14 protein-coding genes are annotated in these 17411 nt (G+C 42.2%); 10 read left to right on the top strand and 4 right to left on the bottom strand.

Annotated features, from left to right (window positions below):
• Positions 1-61: 61 nt before the first annotated feature.
• A complete protein-coding gene (gene dgt, locus P3L37_RS04860) occupies positions 62-1588 on the bottom strand; it encodes a dGTPase (protein ID WP_109912052.1) in 1527 nt (508 codons plus the stop codon).
• Between the two features lie 246 nt (positions 1589-1834).
• Here dgt and mtnN point away from each other — a divergent pair, with 246 nt between their 5' ends.
• Positions 1835-2527, top strand: a complete 693-nt coding sequence (gene mtnN / locus P3L37_RS04855; protein ID WP_115166792.1) for a 5'-methylthioadenosine/S-adenosylhomocysteine nucleosidase — start codon at positions 1835-1837, stop codon at positions 2525-2527.
• A gap of 65 nt (positions 2528-2592) precedes the next feature.
• Positions 2593-3423, top strand: a complete 831-nt coding sequence (gene btuF / locus P3L37_RS04850) for a vitamin B12 ABC transporter substrate-binding protein BtuF (protein WP_164528503.1) — start codon at positions 2593-2595, stop codon at positions 3421-3423.
• Positions 3424-3746: 323 nt separating this feature from the next.
• Here the strand turns inward: btuF and erpA are convergent, their stop codons facing one another.
• The gene (gene erpA / locus P3L37_RS04845) at positions 3747-4091 is read right to left on the bottom strand and encodes an iron-sulfur cluster insertion protein ErpA (protein WP_004260480.1); all 345 of its coding nucleotides are present in this window, start codon (positions 4089-4091) and stop codon (positions 3747-3749) included.
• A gap of 212 nt (positions 4092-4303) precedes the next feature.
• On the opposite strand from erpA, the gene hemL reads away from it, so the two are divergent.
• Entirely contained in the window at positions 4304-5593 is a 1290-nt protein-coding gene (hemL, locus tag P3L37_RS04840; RefSeq protein WP_004913690.1) for a glutamate-1-semialdehyde 2,1-aminomutase, read from the top strand.
• Between the two features lie 245 nt (positions 5594-5838).
• On the opposite strand, the gene mrcB is transcribed toward hemL, so the two are convergent.
• On the bottom strand, positions 5839-8364 hold the full coding sequence (gene mrcB, locus P3L37_RS04835; RefSeq protein ID WP_109912048.1) for a bifunctional glycosyl transferase/transpeptidase: 2526 nt from the start codon (positions 8362-8364) through the stop codon (positions 5839-5841).
• Between the two features lie 181 nt (positions 8365-8545).
• Entirely contained in the window at positions 8546-11005 is a 2460-nt protein-coding gene (gene hrpB / locus P3L37_RS04830; protein WP_272667440.1) for an ATP-dependent helicase HrpB, read from the bottom strand.
• Positions 11006-11105: 100 nt separating this feature from the next.
• Between hrpB and sfsA the strand changes: the two genes are divergently transcribed.
• The 7 genes from sfsA to panD all read left to right on the top strand — a co-directional run bounded on the left by sfsA (position 11106) and on the right by panD (position 17303).
• Complete coding sequence (gene sfsA, locus P3L37_RS04825; protein ID WP_004913698.1) at positions 11106-11816, top strand: DNA/RNA nuclease SfsA; 711 nt, start codon at positions 11106-11108, stop codon at positions 11814-11816.
• 195 nt (positions 11817-12011) lie between these two features.
• A complete protein-coding gene (gene dksA, locus P3L37_RS04820) occupies positions 12012-12467 on the top strand; it encodes an RNA polymerase-binding protein DksA (protein ID WP_004260494.1) in 456 nt (151 codons plus the stop codon).
• Between the two features lie 744 nt (positions 12468-13211).
• Complete coding sequence (gene pcnB, locus P3L37_RS04815) at positions 13212-14558, top strand: polynucleotide adenylyltransferase PcnB (protein WP_206608472.1); 1347 nt, start codon at positions 13212-13214, stop codon at positions 14556-14558.
• A gap of 17 nt (positions 14559-14575) precedes the next feature.
• Positions 14576-15067: a 2-amino-4-hydroxy-6-hydroxymethyldihydropteridine diphosphokinase gene (folK, locus tag P3L37_RS04810; RefSeq protein ID WP_004913705.1), complete on the top strand. Its 492-nt coding sequence runs from the start codon at positions 14576-14578 to the stop codon at positions 15065-15067.
• Between the two features lie 58 nt (positions 15068-15125).
• Positions 15126-15917, top strand: a complete 792-nt coding sequence (panB, locus tag P3L37_RS04805; RefSeq protein ID WP_004913707.1) for a 3-methyl-2-oxobutanoate hydroxymethyltransferase — start codon at positions 15126-15128, stop codon at positions 15915-15917.
• Between the two features lie 30 nt (positions 15918-15947).
• Positions 15948-16811, top strand: coding sequence for a pantoate--beta-alanine ligase (gene panC, locus P3L37_RS04800; protein WP_004913709.1), 864 nt, complete (start codon positions 15948-15950; stop codon positions 16809-16811).
• A gap of 111 nt (positions 16812-16922) precedes the next feature.
• Positions 16923-17303: an aspartate 1-decarboxylase gene (gene panD, locus P3L37_RS04795; RefSeq protein ID WP_109912045.1), complete on the top strand. Its 381-nt coding sequence runs from the start codon at positions 16923-16925 to the stop codon at positions 17301-17303.
• Positions 17304-17411 lie beyond the last annotated feature (108 nt).

Here is a 17411-nt window from a genome sequence, read left to right as displayed (position 1 = left end):
CTGCTTTCCTATCATTTGATTGACTACTTTTCTATTTTTATTAAGCTATTCAGTTATTATATCAATTGCTAACCATAAATTTACGATATTCTTCATAGGCATAGTGGTCTGTCATACCGCTAATATAGTCTTGAATCAAACGAGCTCGATAATAAAACTCAAGGATAGATTTATCTGCTTCATTCGTTGCAGAAATTTTCTCAAGTGCTTCCGTGTAAGATAAGCGATGCTTATTAGATAATTTATGGAATAACCTCGTTTCAATGAAAAAATGCTTGTGGTAATTTTTGTCCACGAGGTCAGCAAAATCGCTTCTATCCATCATCAGTAGTGGACTATAAAAATCTAATAATCCACTGATAATTCGATAGCCTTGTAGTTCTAACTCTTCAACTTCATGGTGGTTAAATACATGTTTAAAAGCCACTGTTTTCAGTACTTTTAATAGCCTATGCTCTGGACTTTTATCTTCTAACAAAGCACTGTTAAAAGTGCCGTTATAAATTTCGGGTAGATTCTTAATGAATTGTTGTGCGCTATAATGAGACAATTTTCCTGTGATATTTACGCGCAAATACATAAAGAATTGATCTTGCTGAATACGCCTTGTGTGGTTGTCACTGATATTATTGAAAGCTCGCATAATGGTTTGATCGAATAAATCATTTTGTTCAATATCTCCCCACTCTGCTTTTAAATACTCAATCAACTGCTCAACAGTAAAAATGCCTTTTTCCGCAGCGTCATCCAAATCAGCAATGCAATATGAAATATCATCAGCCGCTTCCATAATATAGGACAGCGGGAAACGGCAATATTTTTCCATATCGAGCTTTTTGGTTAGCTCACTGACAAAGTCCACCTCTGACCAATAATAGCCTGGTTTTTTCATCAAATAATCAAACTCAGGGGGAATTGGCTCCAAATCATAAGCTCCACGCGTATATTTTAAGATAGAGCCAACTTGCGCATAAGTTAAGTTTAGTTTGAGTAAGCGATGCGCCATACGTAACCCTTGCGCATTACCTTCAAATGAGCATAAATCCTGTTTTAATTGACGGCGGAATAAATCTTGCTTTTCATTTCCAGTTAACTGTAATGCAGGTATTTTGCATGGATCAGGGGAATTCGGAGTAAATAAGTAACTAGGCGATAGTAATTTAGTAAACCACCGTTGAATTGCTGCCTCACCAAAATGCCCAAATGGTGGATTGCCAATATCATGCATTAAGCAGGCCATTTCGACTAAGCTCTCAAAAGCATCACACCGTTCATCTAGCCCATAAGGTTCAAGCAATTTTTTCTTTTTTAGTTCGCCTAAAACCGTTTTACTGATGTAACGGCCAACCTGCTGTACTTCTAGTGAGTGAGTTAAGCGACTGCGAACTGCTGCATTTTGCTCTAAGGGAAAAACTTGCGTTTTTTGTTGCAAACGGCGAATGGCAGCTGAATTAATGATCCTCCCGCGGTCACTTTCGAATAAGCGATTAACCGCATCTTCATCTTTAGGTGAAATTTTTTGGTTTTTCGCACTGCTCATGTAGTTGCGCTGAAAATTTAACTTCTTAACAAAATTAATCTCACCCACTCTGCCACCCTCCCTATCTCAATTAATGCTTCATTATATAGCCTAAATATAGGAAAAAAACTTCACGACTCACCTTTCAATGTTACACTTCGTGCATCTTTGTAATTTCGTTGTCTAAATCCGAGTTGTTGCAATTAAAATTGCGAACCCACTCGAAGAATACAGCAATAACACAATAAAACATTATCGTCCCTAGTCAAAATATTGACACTAATAGTGCAAATTGAGCAGGGAAAAGGAGACAAAATGAAAGTTGGAATAATTGGCGCCATGGAACAAGAAGTGGCGATTTTGCGCTCGCAAATTGAAAACTGCCAAACTATTAACCGCGCTGGCTGTGAGATTTATACAGGTCAAATTAATGGCGTTGACGTTGCGTTATTGAAATCAGGTATTGGTAAAGTCGCTGCCGCAATCGGCACAACATTGTTACTGGAGCATTGCCAACCAGATGTCGTGATTAACACAGGCTCCGCCGGTGGGCTAGACCCTCGTTTAAATGTTGGTGATATCGTGGTTTCTACTGAAGTTCGTTACCATGATGCTGATGTGACAGCATTCGGTTATGAACCTGGCCAAATGGCACAGTGCCCACCCGCTTTCGTCGCGGATACTAAACTGATTGAAGTTGCTGAGCAGTGCATTCAGCTATTGGATATGAACGCTGTTCGTGGTTTAGTTTGTAGCGGCGATGCTTTTATTAATGGTGCTGAACCACTGGCTCGCATCAAAGCGATGTTCCCGCAAGTTGCGGCAGTAGAAATGGAAGCCACCGCGATTGGCCAAGTGTGTCACCAATTTGGTACCCCGTTTGTCGTTGTCCGTGCCATTTCAGATGTGGCTGATAAGGAATCCCACACAAGCTTCGATGAATTCTTACCCGTTGCTGCCCGTCAATCGTCATTAATGATCACTGCAATTTTATCCAAACTCGCTTAATAATTCTCATAAAAAGTATAACTAATTGTTAGTTATACTTTTTTAATGTCACGATGAATTTTGTTATGAAAAGAATAACGCATTATTTCTCTCTTACTATTACCTTATTATGTGGTTTATTGGTGGCTTTTTCGGCACTAGGAGCGGCAAAGCAACGCGTTATCAGCTTATCACCAGCCAATACTGAGCTTGCTTATTCAGCAGGGCTTGGGGATAGCTTAATTGCGGTCAGTGCTTACTCCGATTACCCAGAACAAGCTAAAAAACTAGAGCAAGTCTCTGATTGGCAAGGCTTAAATGTAGAACGTATTATTGCACTAAAACCTGATTTAATCCTCGCATGGCGAGGAGGCAACCCCCAACGCCCTCTTGATCAGCTTGCGAATCTCGGCATTCCAATTATTTATTTTGACCCTCAAACCATTGATGATGTCATTAATTCAGTCACTGAGTTGGCACAATACAGTCCAAACCCAGAGCTTGCACAACAAAATGTGGGAATAATGCGCGCTAAGCTAGCGCCTTATCAAAATACAAAAATTTCTAATAACAAACCTAAGAGAGTGTTCATTCAGCTCGGCTCTCAACCTCTATTTAGCGCTGGTAACCATACGCTGCAAAATGATGTCGTCGAGTTTTGTGGGAGTGAAAATATTTTTGCTAATAGCTCAGTTCAATGGCCACAAGTCAGTCGTGAGCAGGTACTCACTCGCAAACCAGATGTAATAATCATGACGGGCTCAGCAGAACAGGAAAAAGCAGTGAAAGAATTTTGGCACTCCCAGCTCAATATCCCAATAATCCGATTAAATGAAGATTGGTTTCACCGTGCAGGCCCAAGGATTGTGAACGCAACCGAACAACTGTGTGAGCAGTTAAATTCATTATCTAATTAAGAATTAAGAATTAAGAATTAAGAATTAAGAATTAAGAATTAAGAATTAAGAATTAAGAATTAAGAATTAAGAAAATTTTCTAAATAGTTCGAGTTCTGGCAAGGCGGCAAATGAAGGTATCTCGAGGAGCATACATAAGTATGTGACCCGAGTAGCTGAATGAAGCCAACACAGCTACAGGTTGAAGAAGAACTCAATAATTCTCTAAATCATTCGGCCTGTAGCAAGGCGGCAAATGAGCTAGAACCTAGGAGCATACAAAAGTATGTGACTAGGTCTAGTGAATGCAGCCAACACAGCTACAGGTTGAAGGATGACGAGAATTAGACGCTGAAGGACGAACCACACCCACAAGTAGACTTAGCATTCGGATTAGTCACAATAAAACGCGAACCTTCCAAACCTTCGGTATAATCAACACTTCCACCGACTAAATATTGTAAACTCATTGGGTCTACGACAAGAGCAACACCTTGCTTTTCAATTGTCATATCGCCTTCGTTGATTTGGTCATCAAATGTGAAACCATATTGGAAACCGCTGCATCCGCCACCAGTGATATAAACACGCAGACGCAGATTTGGGTTGTCCTCATCAGAGACTAGATCTTTAACTTTAATTGCTGCCGCATCAGTAAATTGCAAAGGCAGAGCTGCATCATCACTCATTTTTTACTCCAAACCGGTGACCGGTAAATTCATGCGTAGGCTAAAACCTACTCAGATCAATTAACCTAATTATCCGCCACTTGACTAAATGGTTCAAGTGTTGTTAAGCAATTAGACACATTGTGCATATCTTCGTATCAATATTTGGTTTAATTGGTGTGGTGCTTTAGAATGAGGGCAATTTTTTCTTAGCCTCTTTCTGGAGCCCTGCGATGTCACAATCTGAAAAACTTTACGCACAAGCAAAAGAACAAATCCCTGGTGGTGTAAACTCCCCTGTTCGTGCTTTTAATGGTGTTGGTGGAACCCCATTATTTATTGAAAAAGCGGATGGCGCTTATATTTATGACGTTGACGGTAAAGCCTATGTGGATTACGTTGGCTCATGGGGACCGATGGTATTAGGCCATAACCATCCTGAGATCCGTGATGCCGTGATCAAAGCTGTCCATAAAGGGTTAAGTTTTGGTGCACCGACTGCCGCCGAAGTTGAAATGGCTGAATTAGTTTGTGAGTTAGTCCCCTCTATGGATATGGTACGCATGGTGAATTCAGGTACTGAGGCGACCATGAGTGCAATTCGTCTGGCTCGAGGTTACACAGGCCGCGACAAAATCATCAAATTTGAAGGCTGTTATCATGGCCATGCAGACTGTTTATTAGTCAAAGCTGGTTCTGGGGCGCTTACGATGGGTGAACCAAACTCCCCAGGCGTCCCCGAAGATTTTGTAAAACACACATTAACTTGTACCTATAATGACCTAGCTTCAGTTCGCCAAGCATTTGAAAATTATCCAGAAGACATTGCCTGTGTGATTGTTGAACCTGTTGCTGGAAATATGAATTGCGTACCACCAACGGCTGAGTTCTTACCGGGTTTACGTGCGTTATGTGATGAATTCAATGCCGTACTCATCATTGATGAAGTCATGACTGGCTTTCGCGTCGCATTAGGTGGAGCACAAGATTACTATGATGTTCAACCTGATTTAACCTGTTTAGGTAAAATCATCGGTGGTGGTATGCCTGTAGGTGCCTTTGGTGGCCGCCTTGAAATTATGGAAAAACTAGCCCCAATTGGGCCTGTTTACCAAGCGGGAACCTTATCTGGTAATCCTGTCGCGATGGCTGCTGGTCTTGCTTGTTTAAAAGAAGTCTCTCAACCGGGTGTGCACTCACGTTTAAATGAATTAACAGAAAAGTTAGCTCGTGGTTTAAAACGTGTTTCCCAAGAGCAAGGTATCCCGATGGTTATCAATCACGTCGGTGGTATGTTTGGTATTTTCTTCACCGACGCACCAACAGTGACTTGCTACCAAGATGTGATGAAGTGCGACGTTGAACGCTTTAAGAAATTTTTCCATTACATGTTAGAGCAAGGCATTTACCTTGCGCCTTCTGCATTTGAAGCGGGTTTTATGTCAATCGCCCACAGTGATGAAGATATTGAGAAAACAGTTAAAGCGGCAGAAACAGCGCTGATGAAGATCAAAACGAATTAATTCATATTGAAATTACGGAGGTGAAATGTTACCTACTTTCACCTCTATTCTTTTGCATCGGTAGAGAAAGATTGGATAGCCACCAGTTGCAGCCTTACACCACAATTTTCTAACTCATTAATTCTCTAAATAATTCAGCCTGTAGCTAGGCGGTCAGCGAGCTAGAGCCTAGGAGCATACAATAGTATGTGACTAGGTCTAGTGAGTGCAACCAACAACGCTACAGGTTGAAGTATGACGAGAATTTAGGGATTATTGCCAAACATATCCTTAACCCAATCCGGTGCATCATCTTGCTGCTCGCCATTATTACCATTGAGATCCCAAATTGGCGCTTCGTTTTCAGACGCTTGGCATAACCCTTCTGGGTTATCCGTCCAAATCGGCAACATTCTACCGCCGCCGAAGTTTGAGCAACTTAATTGGCCGTCAGCTGTGACTTGCATATCAACAATGCCCTCTGGTGCACGGTTGATAAGAGCTAATGGCGCTTGGTTCTCTAAGTAGCGTTGATACACTTTCAGTGCGCCTGTCGCCCCTGTTAATTGTGTTGGGCCGTTATTATCACGGCCAACCCACACGATCGCTACTTCTTTGCCATCAATACCTGCATACCAGCTATCGCGTAGATCGTTAGTTGTCCCTGTTTTACCGGCTAAATTATACTTAGCATATTTGGTCAATAAAACTCTGCCCGTACCTTGTTTAACCACTTGCTGCATACCATACAATGTGAGGTATGCAGCTTGGGAAGGTACTGCTCGCTCAGCTGATGGGTAGCTTTGGTAAATTTCATTGCCATCTCCATCAATAACAGAACGCAATGCCGATAATTTCGCACGATTACCGTTACCACCAATGGTTTGATAAACTTGAGCAACTTCCGCTGGTGTTAGATTAATTGCACCTAATAGCATCGCAGGAACTTTTTCCATAGCAGCCGCGGGAGCTCCTAAGCGTACAAACGTATTAAACACTTGGTCTAAACCAACCTCTAGCCCTAAGTTTACCGTTGGGATATTTTGTGATTTTGCCAAAGCGTCAACTAACATCATACGGCCGTTGAAATTACGGCTGTAGTTTCTTGGGCTCCAGTTTTGGTTTCCGACTTTTACTGTTAGTGGCTCATCTTTTAACCATGTATTTAAACGAAAACGGTCCGGTTCACTTAGTGCAGCGAGGTATACCGGAGGTTTTGCCAGAGAACCAATGCTACGCCGTGCATTTAACGCACGGTTAAACCCTGAATATTGGGGTTGAGAGCCACCAACCATCGCGCGTACTTCGCCATTAATGCGGTCAACTACCACCATTGCCCCTTCTATGTCATCTAATTTACGAGATTTACGCAAATCAGCGACACCATTTTCAACTGCATTTTCAGCCGCAGTTTGAGCCACTGGGTCTAGAGTGGTAAAAATTTTCGCACCAGAGAGTTCTTTAACTTTATCACCCAATTTTTCATTGAGTTCTAAACGAACCATTTGCATAAAGGCAGGTTGAGAAGCCACCAGCCCTTCTTTGTTTTTCACACCGAGAGGCCTTGCGCTTAGCACTTGATACATTTCTTGGTCAATCACGCCACGCGTTTCCAAGATTTTCAGCACAATGTTTCGACGTTTAATCGCATTTTGTGGCTTAGTCCAAGGATTATACGTTGATGCCCCTTGTACCATACCGACTAATAACGCCTGTTGGTCAAAGCTTAACTCATTGATTGGTCTACCGAAATAATACAGGCTCGCTAACGGGAAACCACGAATTTCGTCATTACCATTTTGGCCTAAAAAGACTTCGTTTAAATACAGCTCTAAAATACGCTCTTTGCTGTAATTGTAGTCCAGTAAAACCGCCATATAGGCTTCATTGGCTTTACGCTTTAATGTCCGTTCATTGGTCAAAAACAGATTTTTGACTAACTGTTGGGTTAAAGTACTTCCCCCTTGAACGGAGCGCCCTGCACTTAAGTTAGCAACAACAGCACGGCCAATAGAGTATAAACTGACGCCATCGTGCTCATAAAAGTTGCGATCTTCGGTTTCTAGTAAGATTTTAACTAGAGACTCAGGAAAATCAGATATCGGTAAAACTAACCGTTGCTCATTATTCGCCGACTGCATCATCGTGATCAGTTTCGGGTCTAAACGGAAAAAGCCAAATGAGCGACCGTTTTCCATGTTTTCAATCTTGCTCAACGCGTTATTTTCAAACACCATGCGCGCAAGGATTTGCCCTTCTTTTTGATCAGGGAAATTAAACGGCCTACGTAAGATTTCGATGCTATTACCACGCACCACAAATTCGCCCGATGTCGTTATCTTACTCACCTTACGGTATTGCATACCTTCAAGTAGGCGAACCATTTCTGCCTGGCTGTAGTCCATCCCCGGCTCAAGGTTGACCATTCGGCCGTATACTGCGGCGGGTAAATCCCAAACCTTACCATCGAGGCGTTCTTTAATTTGTTGATTTAAATAAAAACCATATGCCGCAAGTAAAACAGCAAACACGATCATCAGTTTGACTAGTAGCCAAAACCAACGCCATTTACTTTTTACCTTTCGAGGTTTGTTATTTTTTGAGCCTTTTTTAGCCATTTGCTCTTCTTCATCTTCATCATCGAGATATTGTTCGTCAATATCATCATCTTCGAATAAATCTTCATCGTCATAGTCATCGCGGTCTCTACGGCGGCGGCGGGATGAAGACTGTTTTTTCCCAGCAGTTTTTTTGTTACGTCTGCCGATTGGTTCAAAATCTTTACCTGACATGGTCACTCCATATCACATTACAAAATAACTTAATAACGCACTAGTAATGTCAGTTTAGTGGTTAATTTTGGCCTAGAACCCCAGAGATTTCACCAAAGAAAGCTCTTAATTACATTTCCTTACTCAGTCGGCTCATTGATAGAGCCAATGAGGAAACCCGCTATTAGAGCATAAAAATAGATTATTTCGCACCCATCATCGCTTTTTTTGTTTGTCTCGTTGGCGCAGTATTTACAGGGTCATCTGGCCATAAATGTTTTGGATAGCGCCCTTTCATCTCTTTTTGTATCTCTTTATAGCTGCCTTGCCAAAATGCACCAAGGTCTTGCGTGATCTGTAACGGCCGCATGGCAGGAGACAACAGAGAAACTGTTACGGTTATTTTTCCTTGTGCAACAGTCGGGTTCGCTTTTTCCCCGTACATTTCTTGCATACGAATCGCTATGACTGGTGGTTTATCTAATGCGTAGTGAATACTTACATCATGTGAAGATGGCGCTCGATAGGTTACCGGAAACATGCGTTCTAACCACTGTTGCTGCTGCCAATCTAATCGATTAACCAATAAGGAGGCTAAATCAATCTGCTGTAATTTTTGTTTATTTGTTATGCCATCAAGATAAGGCTCTAGCCATTCATCCAGTGAATCCAATAATGCCGCTTCATCAAAATCAGGCAAATTAATATCAGGAAAATACTGCTTAGCTAACGTGCAGCGGATACACAGTTGTAGAGCATTTTCCTGCCAGTTTAATTGCTGCAAGCCATTTTGCTTCAACCAATAAACTAACGCATAACGAATTTCAGTGTTATCAGGGTTGCTTAAACGTTCTGATTTCACCACTAATTGACCGCATTGCAAGCGTTTCCAAGCTAATAATGTCCCTTTTTGTTCATCCCATTCGACCGTTTCTTGTTTGTTAAACAGCGATGGGCAATCTGCTTGTAGTCTGTCAATATCTACAGGGTAAGCCAAGGAAATACGGGCATCTGCCATATTTTCGGGTTGCCATAAAGCCACGACGATTAACCATGGAGAACCGGATAATCTATCCGATTCATTCAATATCGCCCCTAAACCATTCGCCAGTTGATAGCGTTGTTGGTTATCTCGAGATTTCGCTATGTAGTCAGGAAACGCTGTGGCCAGCAACGTTGGTAACCACTCACTAATAAGTGCATCTTGCTTACCAATGATACTCGATACTCTTTGTTCACAAAGCACTGATGCTCTCTTACACCACCCCTCTGTTGGCCTTTCTATGCAATAGCGAAGATCCGCATCTTGTTGACGAGGTGGTTCCTCGATAATCGCCACCAACAGTGCAGCTAATTGGATAACAGACTGATTTTGGCTTTGTTGTGCTTTACATAACATTGCCGCTGTTCGTACTGAACTGCCTAACTCCGCCATCTGCTGCCCAAAAGGCGTTAACTTGTTTGCTGCATCAATAGCACCTAATTTGCCAAGTAAATTTTTTGCCGCTGATATTGCCGGTTTAGGGGGTAAAGTCAGCCAGTTCAGCTGTGCGGCATCGTGACAACCCCATTGTAATAAAGATAACCATAAGCTGCTCAAGTCACTTTGTGCAATTTCGGCCTCGCTAAATTGTGCCGCACGCTCAGCCTGCTCTTCACTGAATAAGTGCCAGCAAACACCTTCTTCCAAACGGCCTGCTCGGCCTGCACGTTGTGCCATCGACGCTTGGCTAATTCGCTGTTTAACTAGTTTTGTTAGTCCTGTTCGTGGATTGAATTGCCCCACGCGTTCAAAACCACTGTCTATCACAAGGCGGATCCCTTCAATCGTCAAGCTGGTTTCTGCAATATTGGTGGCTAATACGACCTTTCGCACTCCTTCTGGTGCTAGCTGAATCGCCTGTTGCTGGGCTTGTAGGGATAATGCACCGTATAAAGGACATAAAAGTATGTCCTCACTAACCATCAAAGCGAGCTCTGCTCTTACTTTCTCGATTTCCCCCATACCTGGAAGAAATAATAATAAAGACCCATGTTCTTGCTGCAATAACTGCCAAGCCGCCAATGCGACTTCTTTATGAAAGAGTTTATTTGGGTTAATAGGATGATATTCACGTATTACGGGGAATGTACGCCCTTGTGACGTGATAACCGGAGCATCAGGAAACAACTGAGACAGCCCTTGATTATCCAATGTCGCAGACATCAATAGAATACGTAAATCTTCACGTAAGGCTTGCTGTGAATCAATTAGCAAAGCGAGACCAAGGTCTGCCTGTAAATTTCGCTCATGGAACTCATCTAAAATGACTAAACCAACCCCTTCAAGCATGGGATCATTTTGCAGTAAGCGAGTGAGTACGCCTTCGGTAACCACTTCAAGACGCGTGTGGCGACTAACTTTAGTTTCAGAGCGCATGCGTAAACCAATAGTATGACCAACTTCTTCACCGAGTTGCTGTGCAAGGCGAGCAGCCACTGAGCGCGCTGCTAAGCGACGAGGCTCTAACATGATAACCCGCCCGTTAATAACCCCACTCTTTAATATTTCTAACGGTAAAACTGTTGATTTACCAGCACCTGTCGGTGCATGAAGCAAAACTTGAGGAGAAGAGGTTAATGCGGTAAGTATGTCCTCACAAACTTCAAATATCGGTAACACTGGGGTTATCACTCCATGTATTTAACTTTTACTGTTAGACATTGTAGCATTAGCCTCTTTTGCCAGTAAGCATATTACCGACAACGATAGCGGAGACCCCATGGAATTTGAACCCGCCTTACAACCAGCTACTTTAATTAAGCGTTACAAGCGCTTTTTGGCTGATGTCACTTTACCGAGCGGTGAAGAAATTACCATTCACTGTGCAAATACAGGCGCTATGACAGGTTGTGCTACCCCTGGTGATACCATTTGGTATTCGACTTCCAATAATACAAAACGCAAATACCCGTATAGTTGGGAGTTAACCCAAACCGCAGACGGCCATTTTATTTGCATTAATACCCTTCGTGCGAACCAATTAGTTGCACAAGCATTAACCGAAAAACACATTCCAGAATTATCTGAATATAGTGTAATAAAACCTGAAGTTAAATATGGCACAGAAAATAGTCGAATCGATTTTTTTCTAACGCAAAATGGATTGCCAGATTGCTTTATCGAAGTAAAATCAGTAACTTTACTCGAAAATAATCAAGGATTCTTTCCTGATGCAGTGACACTTAGAGGCCAAAAGCATTTAAGAGAGCTCATGCATATTGCGAAAGAAGGAAAAAGAGCCATACTATTGTTTGTTGCTTTGCACACAGGTATTCACGTAGCATCAGCAGCGGCTCATATTGATAAGCAATATGCGCAATTATTAGAGGCAGCGAGACAAAGTGGTGTTGAAGTGCTTTGTTATCAAGCTGATATAACTGTTCAACAAATGGTGTTAAGTAAGCAGATTCACTTTAACTCTATTAAATAAAGTTTTTTTAACCGATTTTTATACGAGGCCGCAGAGTTCTGGGCGCTAAAAAGGGAATAAACACGCTCGCCCTCACAGCATTACAAAACTCATTGCAGGAACGATTGCCAAGAGAGCAGTCTTCTGCTATTTATAGCGACCTTAATTTTTCCCCCTTGGGGTTTTTGTAAAATTTGCGTGTGTAGGAGAAGCATTATGCAAGAAGGGCAAAAACGTAAGACATCGTCCTTAAGCATTCTCGCCATTGCTGGGGTTGAACCCTATCATGAAAAAGCTGGCGAAGAGTACATGAACGAGGCCCAGTTGGCGCATTTTAAGCTCATTCTCGAAGCATGGCGCAATCAACTCAGAGATGAAGTGGACCGGACTGTTACTCATATGCAAGATGAGGCAGCTAACTTTCCAGACCCCGTTGATAGAGCCGCTCAGGAAGAAGAATTCAGCCTTGAATTACGTAACCGGGATCGTGAACGTAAACTGATTAAGAAAATCGAAAAAACGCTGAAAAAAGTTGAAGATGACGACTTTGGCTATTGTGAATCATGTGGTGTAGAAATTGGTATCCGTCGTTTGGAAGCCCGTCCTACCGCTGATTTATGTATCGACTGTAAAACATTAGCAGAAATTCGCGAAAAGCAAATGGCAGGCTAGTGTCTATATGGAGTCCTGAACGGCGCATATTACTGCGCCGTTACAAGGGAAACGCTTCATGCTATTATGTTCCACTCCTGACATGTTCCGCTCCTGACTTTTGATTTACATTAACCATCAAGTCAACCCCATCCTACTCCCTATTTTCTGCCAGTTGATGGCCACGATCGCCTCTCACTCACCTTTAAATAAGATAAATATTTACTTTCACATAATTTTTTACGCAAATAGATTATGTTATTTTTTTGCTCTACAGTTTGAGCTTAAATAATTAACTGACAACAAAAAATCGCTTAAAATAAGGCTTCTAATCGTATCCGCCTATAGCGAGAACGCTTTTCTGGCTATTATTTTACGTAAATTTTATTGGTAACGTTTATAATTAGAGGTGACTTTTATTCGTTTAACCATTCTCAAAGAAACTTCTGTGAGCTATGATTAGCCGCTTATTTTGTTTAATGAATATTGGTAATGACATCGAGGTGTACTATTTTTAACCGAGTAGCAAATTTCTGCCGTAATATTTTATCTCGCAATACAGACGCATCCCCTGAAGATGCAGTACAACATCGTGATCCTTCGCGAGATATACAGGCAGCCGGTAAAAGGCCAGTCACTCATTCTGCTCATGCGCAAACCGCATCTAAAGAGCAGAACACAGCTCAACCCCATAAAACAACCCCTATTAAAAAAACGGTTCGTCAATCTCAACGTGCCGATTCAACACCTGAGAAGCGCCCTACAATGACAACCGTAAACGACGAAAACATTACTGTTATCCCGCGTTCCGAGCACCCTATTTCACGCAGTGATATTAGTGACAATGCATTAAAAGTGCTGTATCGCTTAAACAAAAGTGGCTTTGAAGCCTACTTAGTGGGTGGTGGTGTGCGTGATTTGCTTTTAGGTCAAAAACCTAAAGACTTCGATATTACGACAAACGCAACGCCTGAACAGATCCGCAAATTATTCCGTAACTGCCGTTTAGTGGGTCGCCGTTTTCGGCTGGCACATATTATGTTTGGCCCCGAAATCATAGAAGTTGCAACTTTCCGTGGCCACCATGACCAAAATGCATCAGATGACAAAAACTTATCTGCACAAGCACAAAACGGCATGCTATTGCGCGATAACATCTTTGGCTCCATTGAAGAAGATGCGATTCGTCGGGACTTCACCGTTAACAGTCTATATTACAACATTGAAGACTTCACATTACGTGACTACGTCAATGGCTTGAATGACCTCAAAGCTGGCGTTATTCGTCTAATTGGTGATCCTGAAACGCGCTATCGTGAAGACCCTGTTAGAATGCTAAGAGCGGTACGTTTTGCCTGCAAATTAAATATGAGCATCGAACCAAAAACCGCTGAGCCAATTTACCAACTTGCTCATTTATTGAGAGAAATTCCATCTGCTCGGTTATTTGAAGAGTCTCTCAAATTACTCCAAGCAGGCCAAGGTTACGCTACCTATAAAATGCTCAAAAAGTATGGTTTGTTTGAGCAACTTTTCCCTGTTGTCGCAAGCCGTTTTACAGATAACAGTGATTCGCCAATGGAAAAAATCATTGAGCAAGTTCTTAAAAATACTGACTTCAGACTAAAAAATGATAAGCGTGTTAACCCTGCTTTTTTATTTGCTGTTATGTTATGGTACCCAGTTACAGAGCATGCTGAGAAGTTATCTCAAGAAGGCGGGTTGGCCTATTACGACGCCTTTGCGCTGGCAATGAATGATATTCTAGACGAGCAGTGCCGTTCAATTGCTATCCCAAAACGCATTACAACCACAATGCGTGATATTTGGTTATTGCAGTTACGCTTACCTCGCCGCCAAGGCCGTCGTGCCAATAAATTAATGGAACACCCAAAATTCCGTGCAGCGTTTGATTTATTAGAATTAAGAGCTAATGTCGAGCACCGCAACGAGTTACAAGAGCTAGCGTTATGGTGGACTGATTTTCAGCAAGCAAATAATATCAAACAGCGTGAAATGATTTCGGAATTAGGCAATGCACCCACTCGCCGCCGCCATCGTCCACGTTCATCACAAGGCGGTTCTGGGGCACGTCGGTCAAATAAGTCATAATAGATAGAGAGAATATAATGGAACAAGTCTATATTGCTGTAGGAAGTAACCTTGGTGAGCCACTATTACAGGCACAGCAAGCTATTGCAGCTTTAGATGCGATACCCAATAGCCGCGTTGTTTCTACCTCTTCTGTTTATCGAACTAAGCCTCTAGGCCCGCAAAATCAGCCAGATTTTCTTAATCTGGCTGTGTTACTTGAAACAACTCTTGAGCCCGAAGTTCTCCTCAACTATACACAAAAAATCGAACTTGAGCTGGGCCGTGTACGCAAAGAGGAGCGTTGGGGGCCACGAACGCTGGACCTCGATATCATGCTTTTTGGTAACCGTATCATCAATACTGAACGGTTGATCGTTCCACATTATGGGCTAAAAGAGCGTGAATTTATGTTGTATCCGCTTAGTGAAATCGCCCCTTCTCTTGTTTTTCCTGATGGCGAAAAGCTTTCAGAAAGACTCACACAAGTCCCTCGAAATGGCCTAACGTTTTGGGATATTCCAGCCTGAAATGTTCAACCTCTTATGAGGTATGGTCGCAGGGAGATCATTTCCGGAGGTTATTATAATGAAACCAATTTCTCTGGCTGATTTATGTCAGTTTAAAAAAGACAAACACAAATTTGCAACTATGACAGCCTATGACTCAAGCTTCGCTCAATTATTTTATGAGCAAGGTATCCAAGTGATGCTCGTTGGAGACTCACTTGGAATGACGATTCAAGGTGAATCCTCCACCTTACCCGTTACTGTCGAGCAAATTGCTTACCACACCCGATGCGTTCGCAAAGGCGCGCCAAATGCCTTCATTATTGCAGATATGCCATTTATGAGTTACGCCACACCAGAACAAGCTTGCGCCAATGCGGCTATTTTAATGCAGGCAGGCGCAAACATGGTCAAAATTGAGGGTGGCAGTTGGTTATGTGATACGGTAAGAATGCTAGGAGAACGCTCTGTTCCTGTGTGTGGCCATCTAGGTTTAACGCCACAAGCCGTCAATGTCCTTGGCGGTTATAAAGTCCAAGGACGTGATGAAGTCACCGCCAATCAATTACTCAAAGATGCGATTGCACTAGAAAATGCAGGCATCCAATTGTTGGTTCTTGAATGTGTCCCAACCACCTTAGCCAATCATGTTACGGAAGAGCTACTATTGCCCGTGATTGGTATTGGTGCGGGAAATGGGACTGATGGACAAATTCTTGTTATGCATGATGCGCTGGGTATTACCGCACGAGCCCCTAAATTCGCAAAAAACTTTTTAGCTCAAGCGGGCAACCTTCATGATGCTATTCGTATGTATATCCAAGAAGTGGAAGATGGCATTTACCCAAGTGAAGCCCATTCTTTTTCTTAATTGATGTCAGAAATTATAAGGAACACACGTATGCTTATCGTTGAAACGGCGCTTATCTTACGCCGTGAAATCCGCCGCTGGAAACAAGAAGGCAAACGTATTGCACTTGTCCCAACAATGGGTAATTTACATGATGGTCACTTAACACTCATTGACCAAGCAAAAAAACAAGCTGATGTTGTGATTGCCAGTATCTTCGTTAACCCGATGCAATTTGATAGGCAATCTGATTTAGCCAATTACCCACGAACGTTGCAAGAAGATTGCGAAAAACTAAAACGTCGTGACATCAATTTGGTTTTTGCGCCTTCCCCTCAAGAATTCTACCCAGAAGGGATGGAAAAACAGACTTTTGTTGAAGTTCCAGAGTTATCGACCATATTAGAAGGCGCAAGCCGCCCTGGGCACTTTAAAGGTGTCGCAACGGTTATTACTAAGTTGTTCAACTTAGTACAGCCAGATATTGCCTTGTTTGGTGAGAAGGATTACCAGCAATTACAATTAATTCGCAAGTTAGTTGCTGACTTATCATTTGATACACAAATTGTTAGCGTCCCAACAGTTAGAGCCAAGAATGGTCTAGCACTGAGCTCACGCAACAATAATTTGTCAGCGGAAGAGCTAAAAACAGCGCCTAAGCTGTATCAAATTATGCAACAAGCGGGTGAAAAATTAGTGGCTGAACCTGATGCATCTGAAGTTATTATTGAAGAGATGAACAATAGCTTACGAGAAGCCGGCTTTACTCCTGATGAGCTATTTATTCGCGATGCAGATACATTATTACCACTTGGTGAGTCCAGTAAACGTGCGGTTATTTTAATGGCGGCATGGTTAGGTCAAACGCGTCTTATTGACAATTTACAAGTTGACCTACCAAGTAATATTGCATAAAACAATAAGACTTATAACACTATCACAGCAACCATCTTGCTGCGTTGCTAAGCCTGTTGCGACTTATATACACGTAGTCAACAACGCTGCAATTTGAAGGACGAAGAAGACATGTTAAGAAGAATGTTGCAAGGCAAACTCCATCGCGTCACAGTCACACAAGCAGACTTACACTACGAAGGCTCATGTGCGATTGATCAGGACTTTATGGATGCCGCTGGGATCCTTGAATACGAGGCCATTGATATTTACAACGTTGATAATGGCGAACGTTTTTCGACTTACGCAATTTCAGGCGAACGGGGCTCAAAAATCATCTCGGTTAATGGTGCTGCTGCCCGCCGCGCTGCGGTTGGTGATAAGCTGATTATTTGTTCTTATGTACAAATGGAAGATGAAGATGCGCGCCTACATAAGCCAAAAGTGGCTTATTTTGATGAAAACAATAAAATGAGTCGCATCGCAAAAGCAGTCCCTGTTCAAGTGGCATAATGTTGGATTTTATTTATCCAACAATTTGATTAGTATTGCCATTTATATACATCTCAATAAAAAACGGCTTTTGATTACGCTAAGTACCAAAAGCCGTTTTTTTTACAC

The organism is Providencia sp. PROV114, from assembly GCF_032704305.1.
Taxonomy (GTDB): domain Bacteria; phylum Pseudomonadota; class Gammaproteobacteria; order Enterobacterales; family Enterobacteriaceae; genus Providencia; species Providencia rettgeri.
This window is presented reverse-complemented; position numbering and strand designations above follow the sequence as displayed.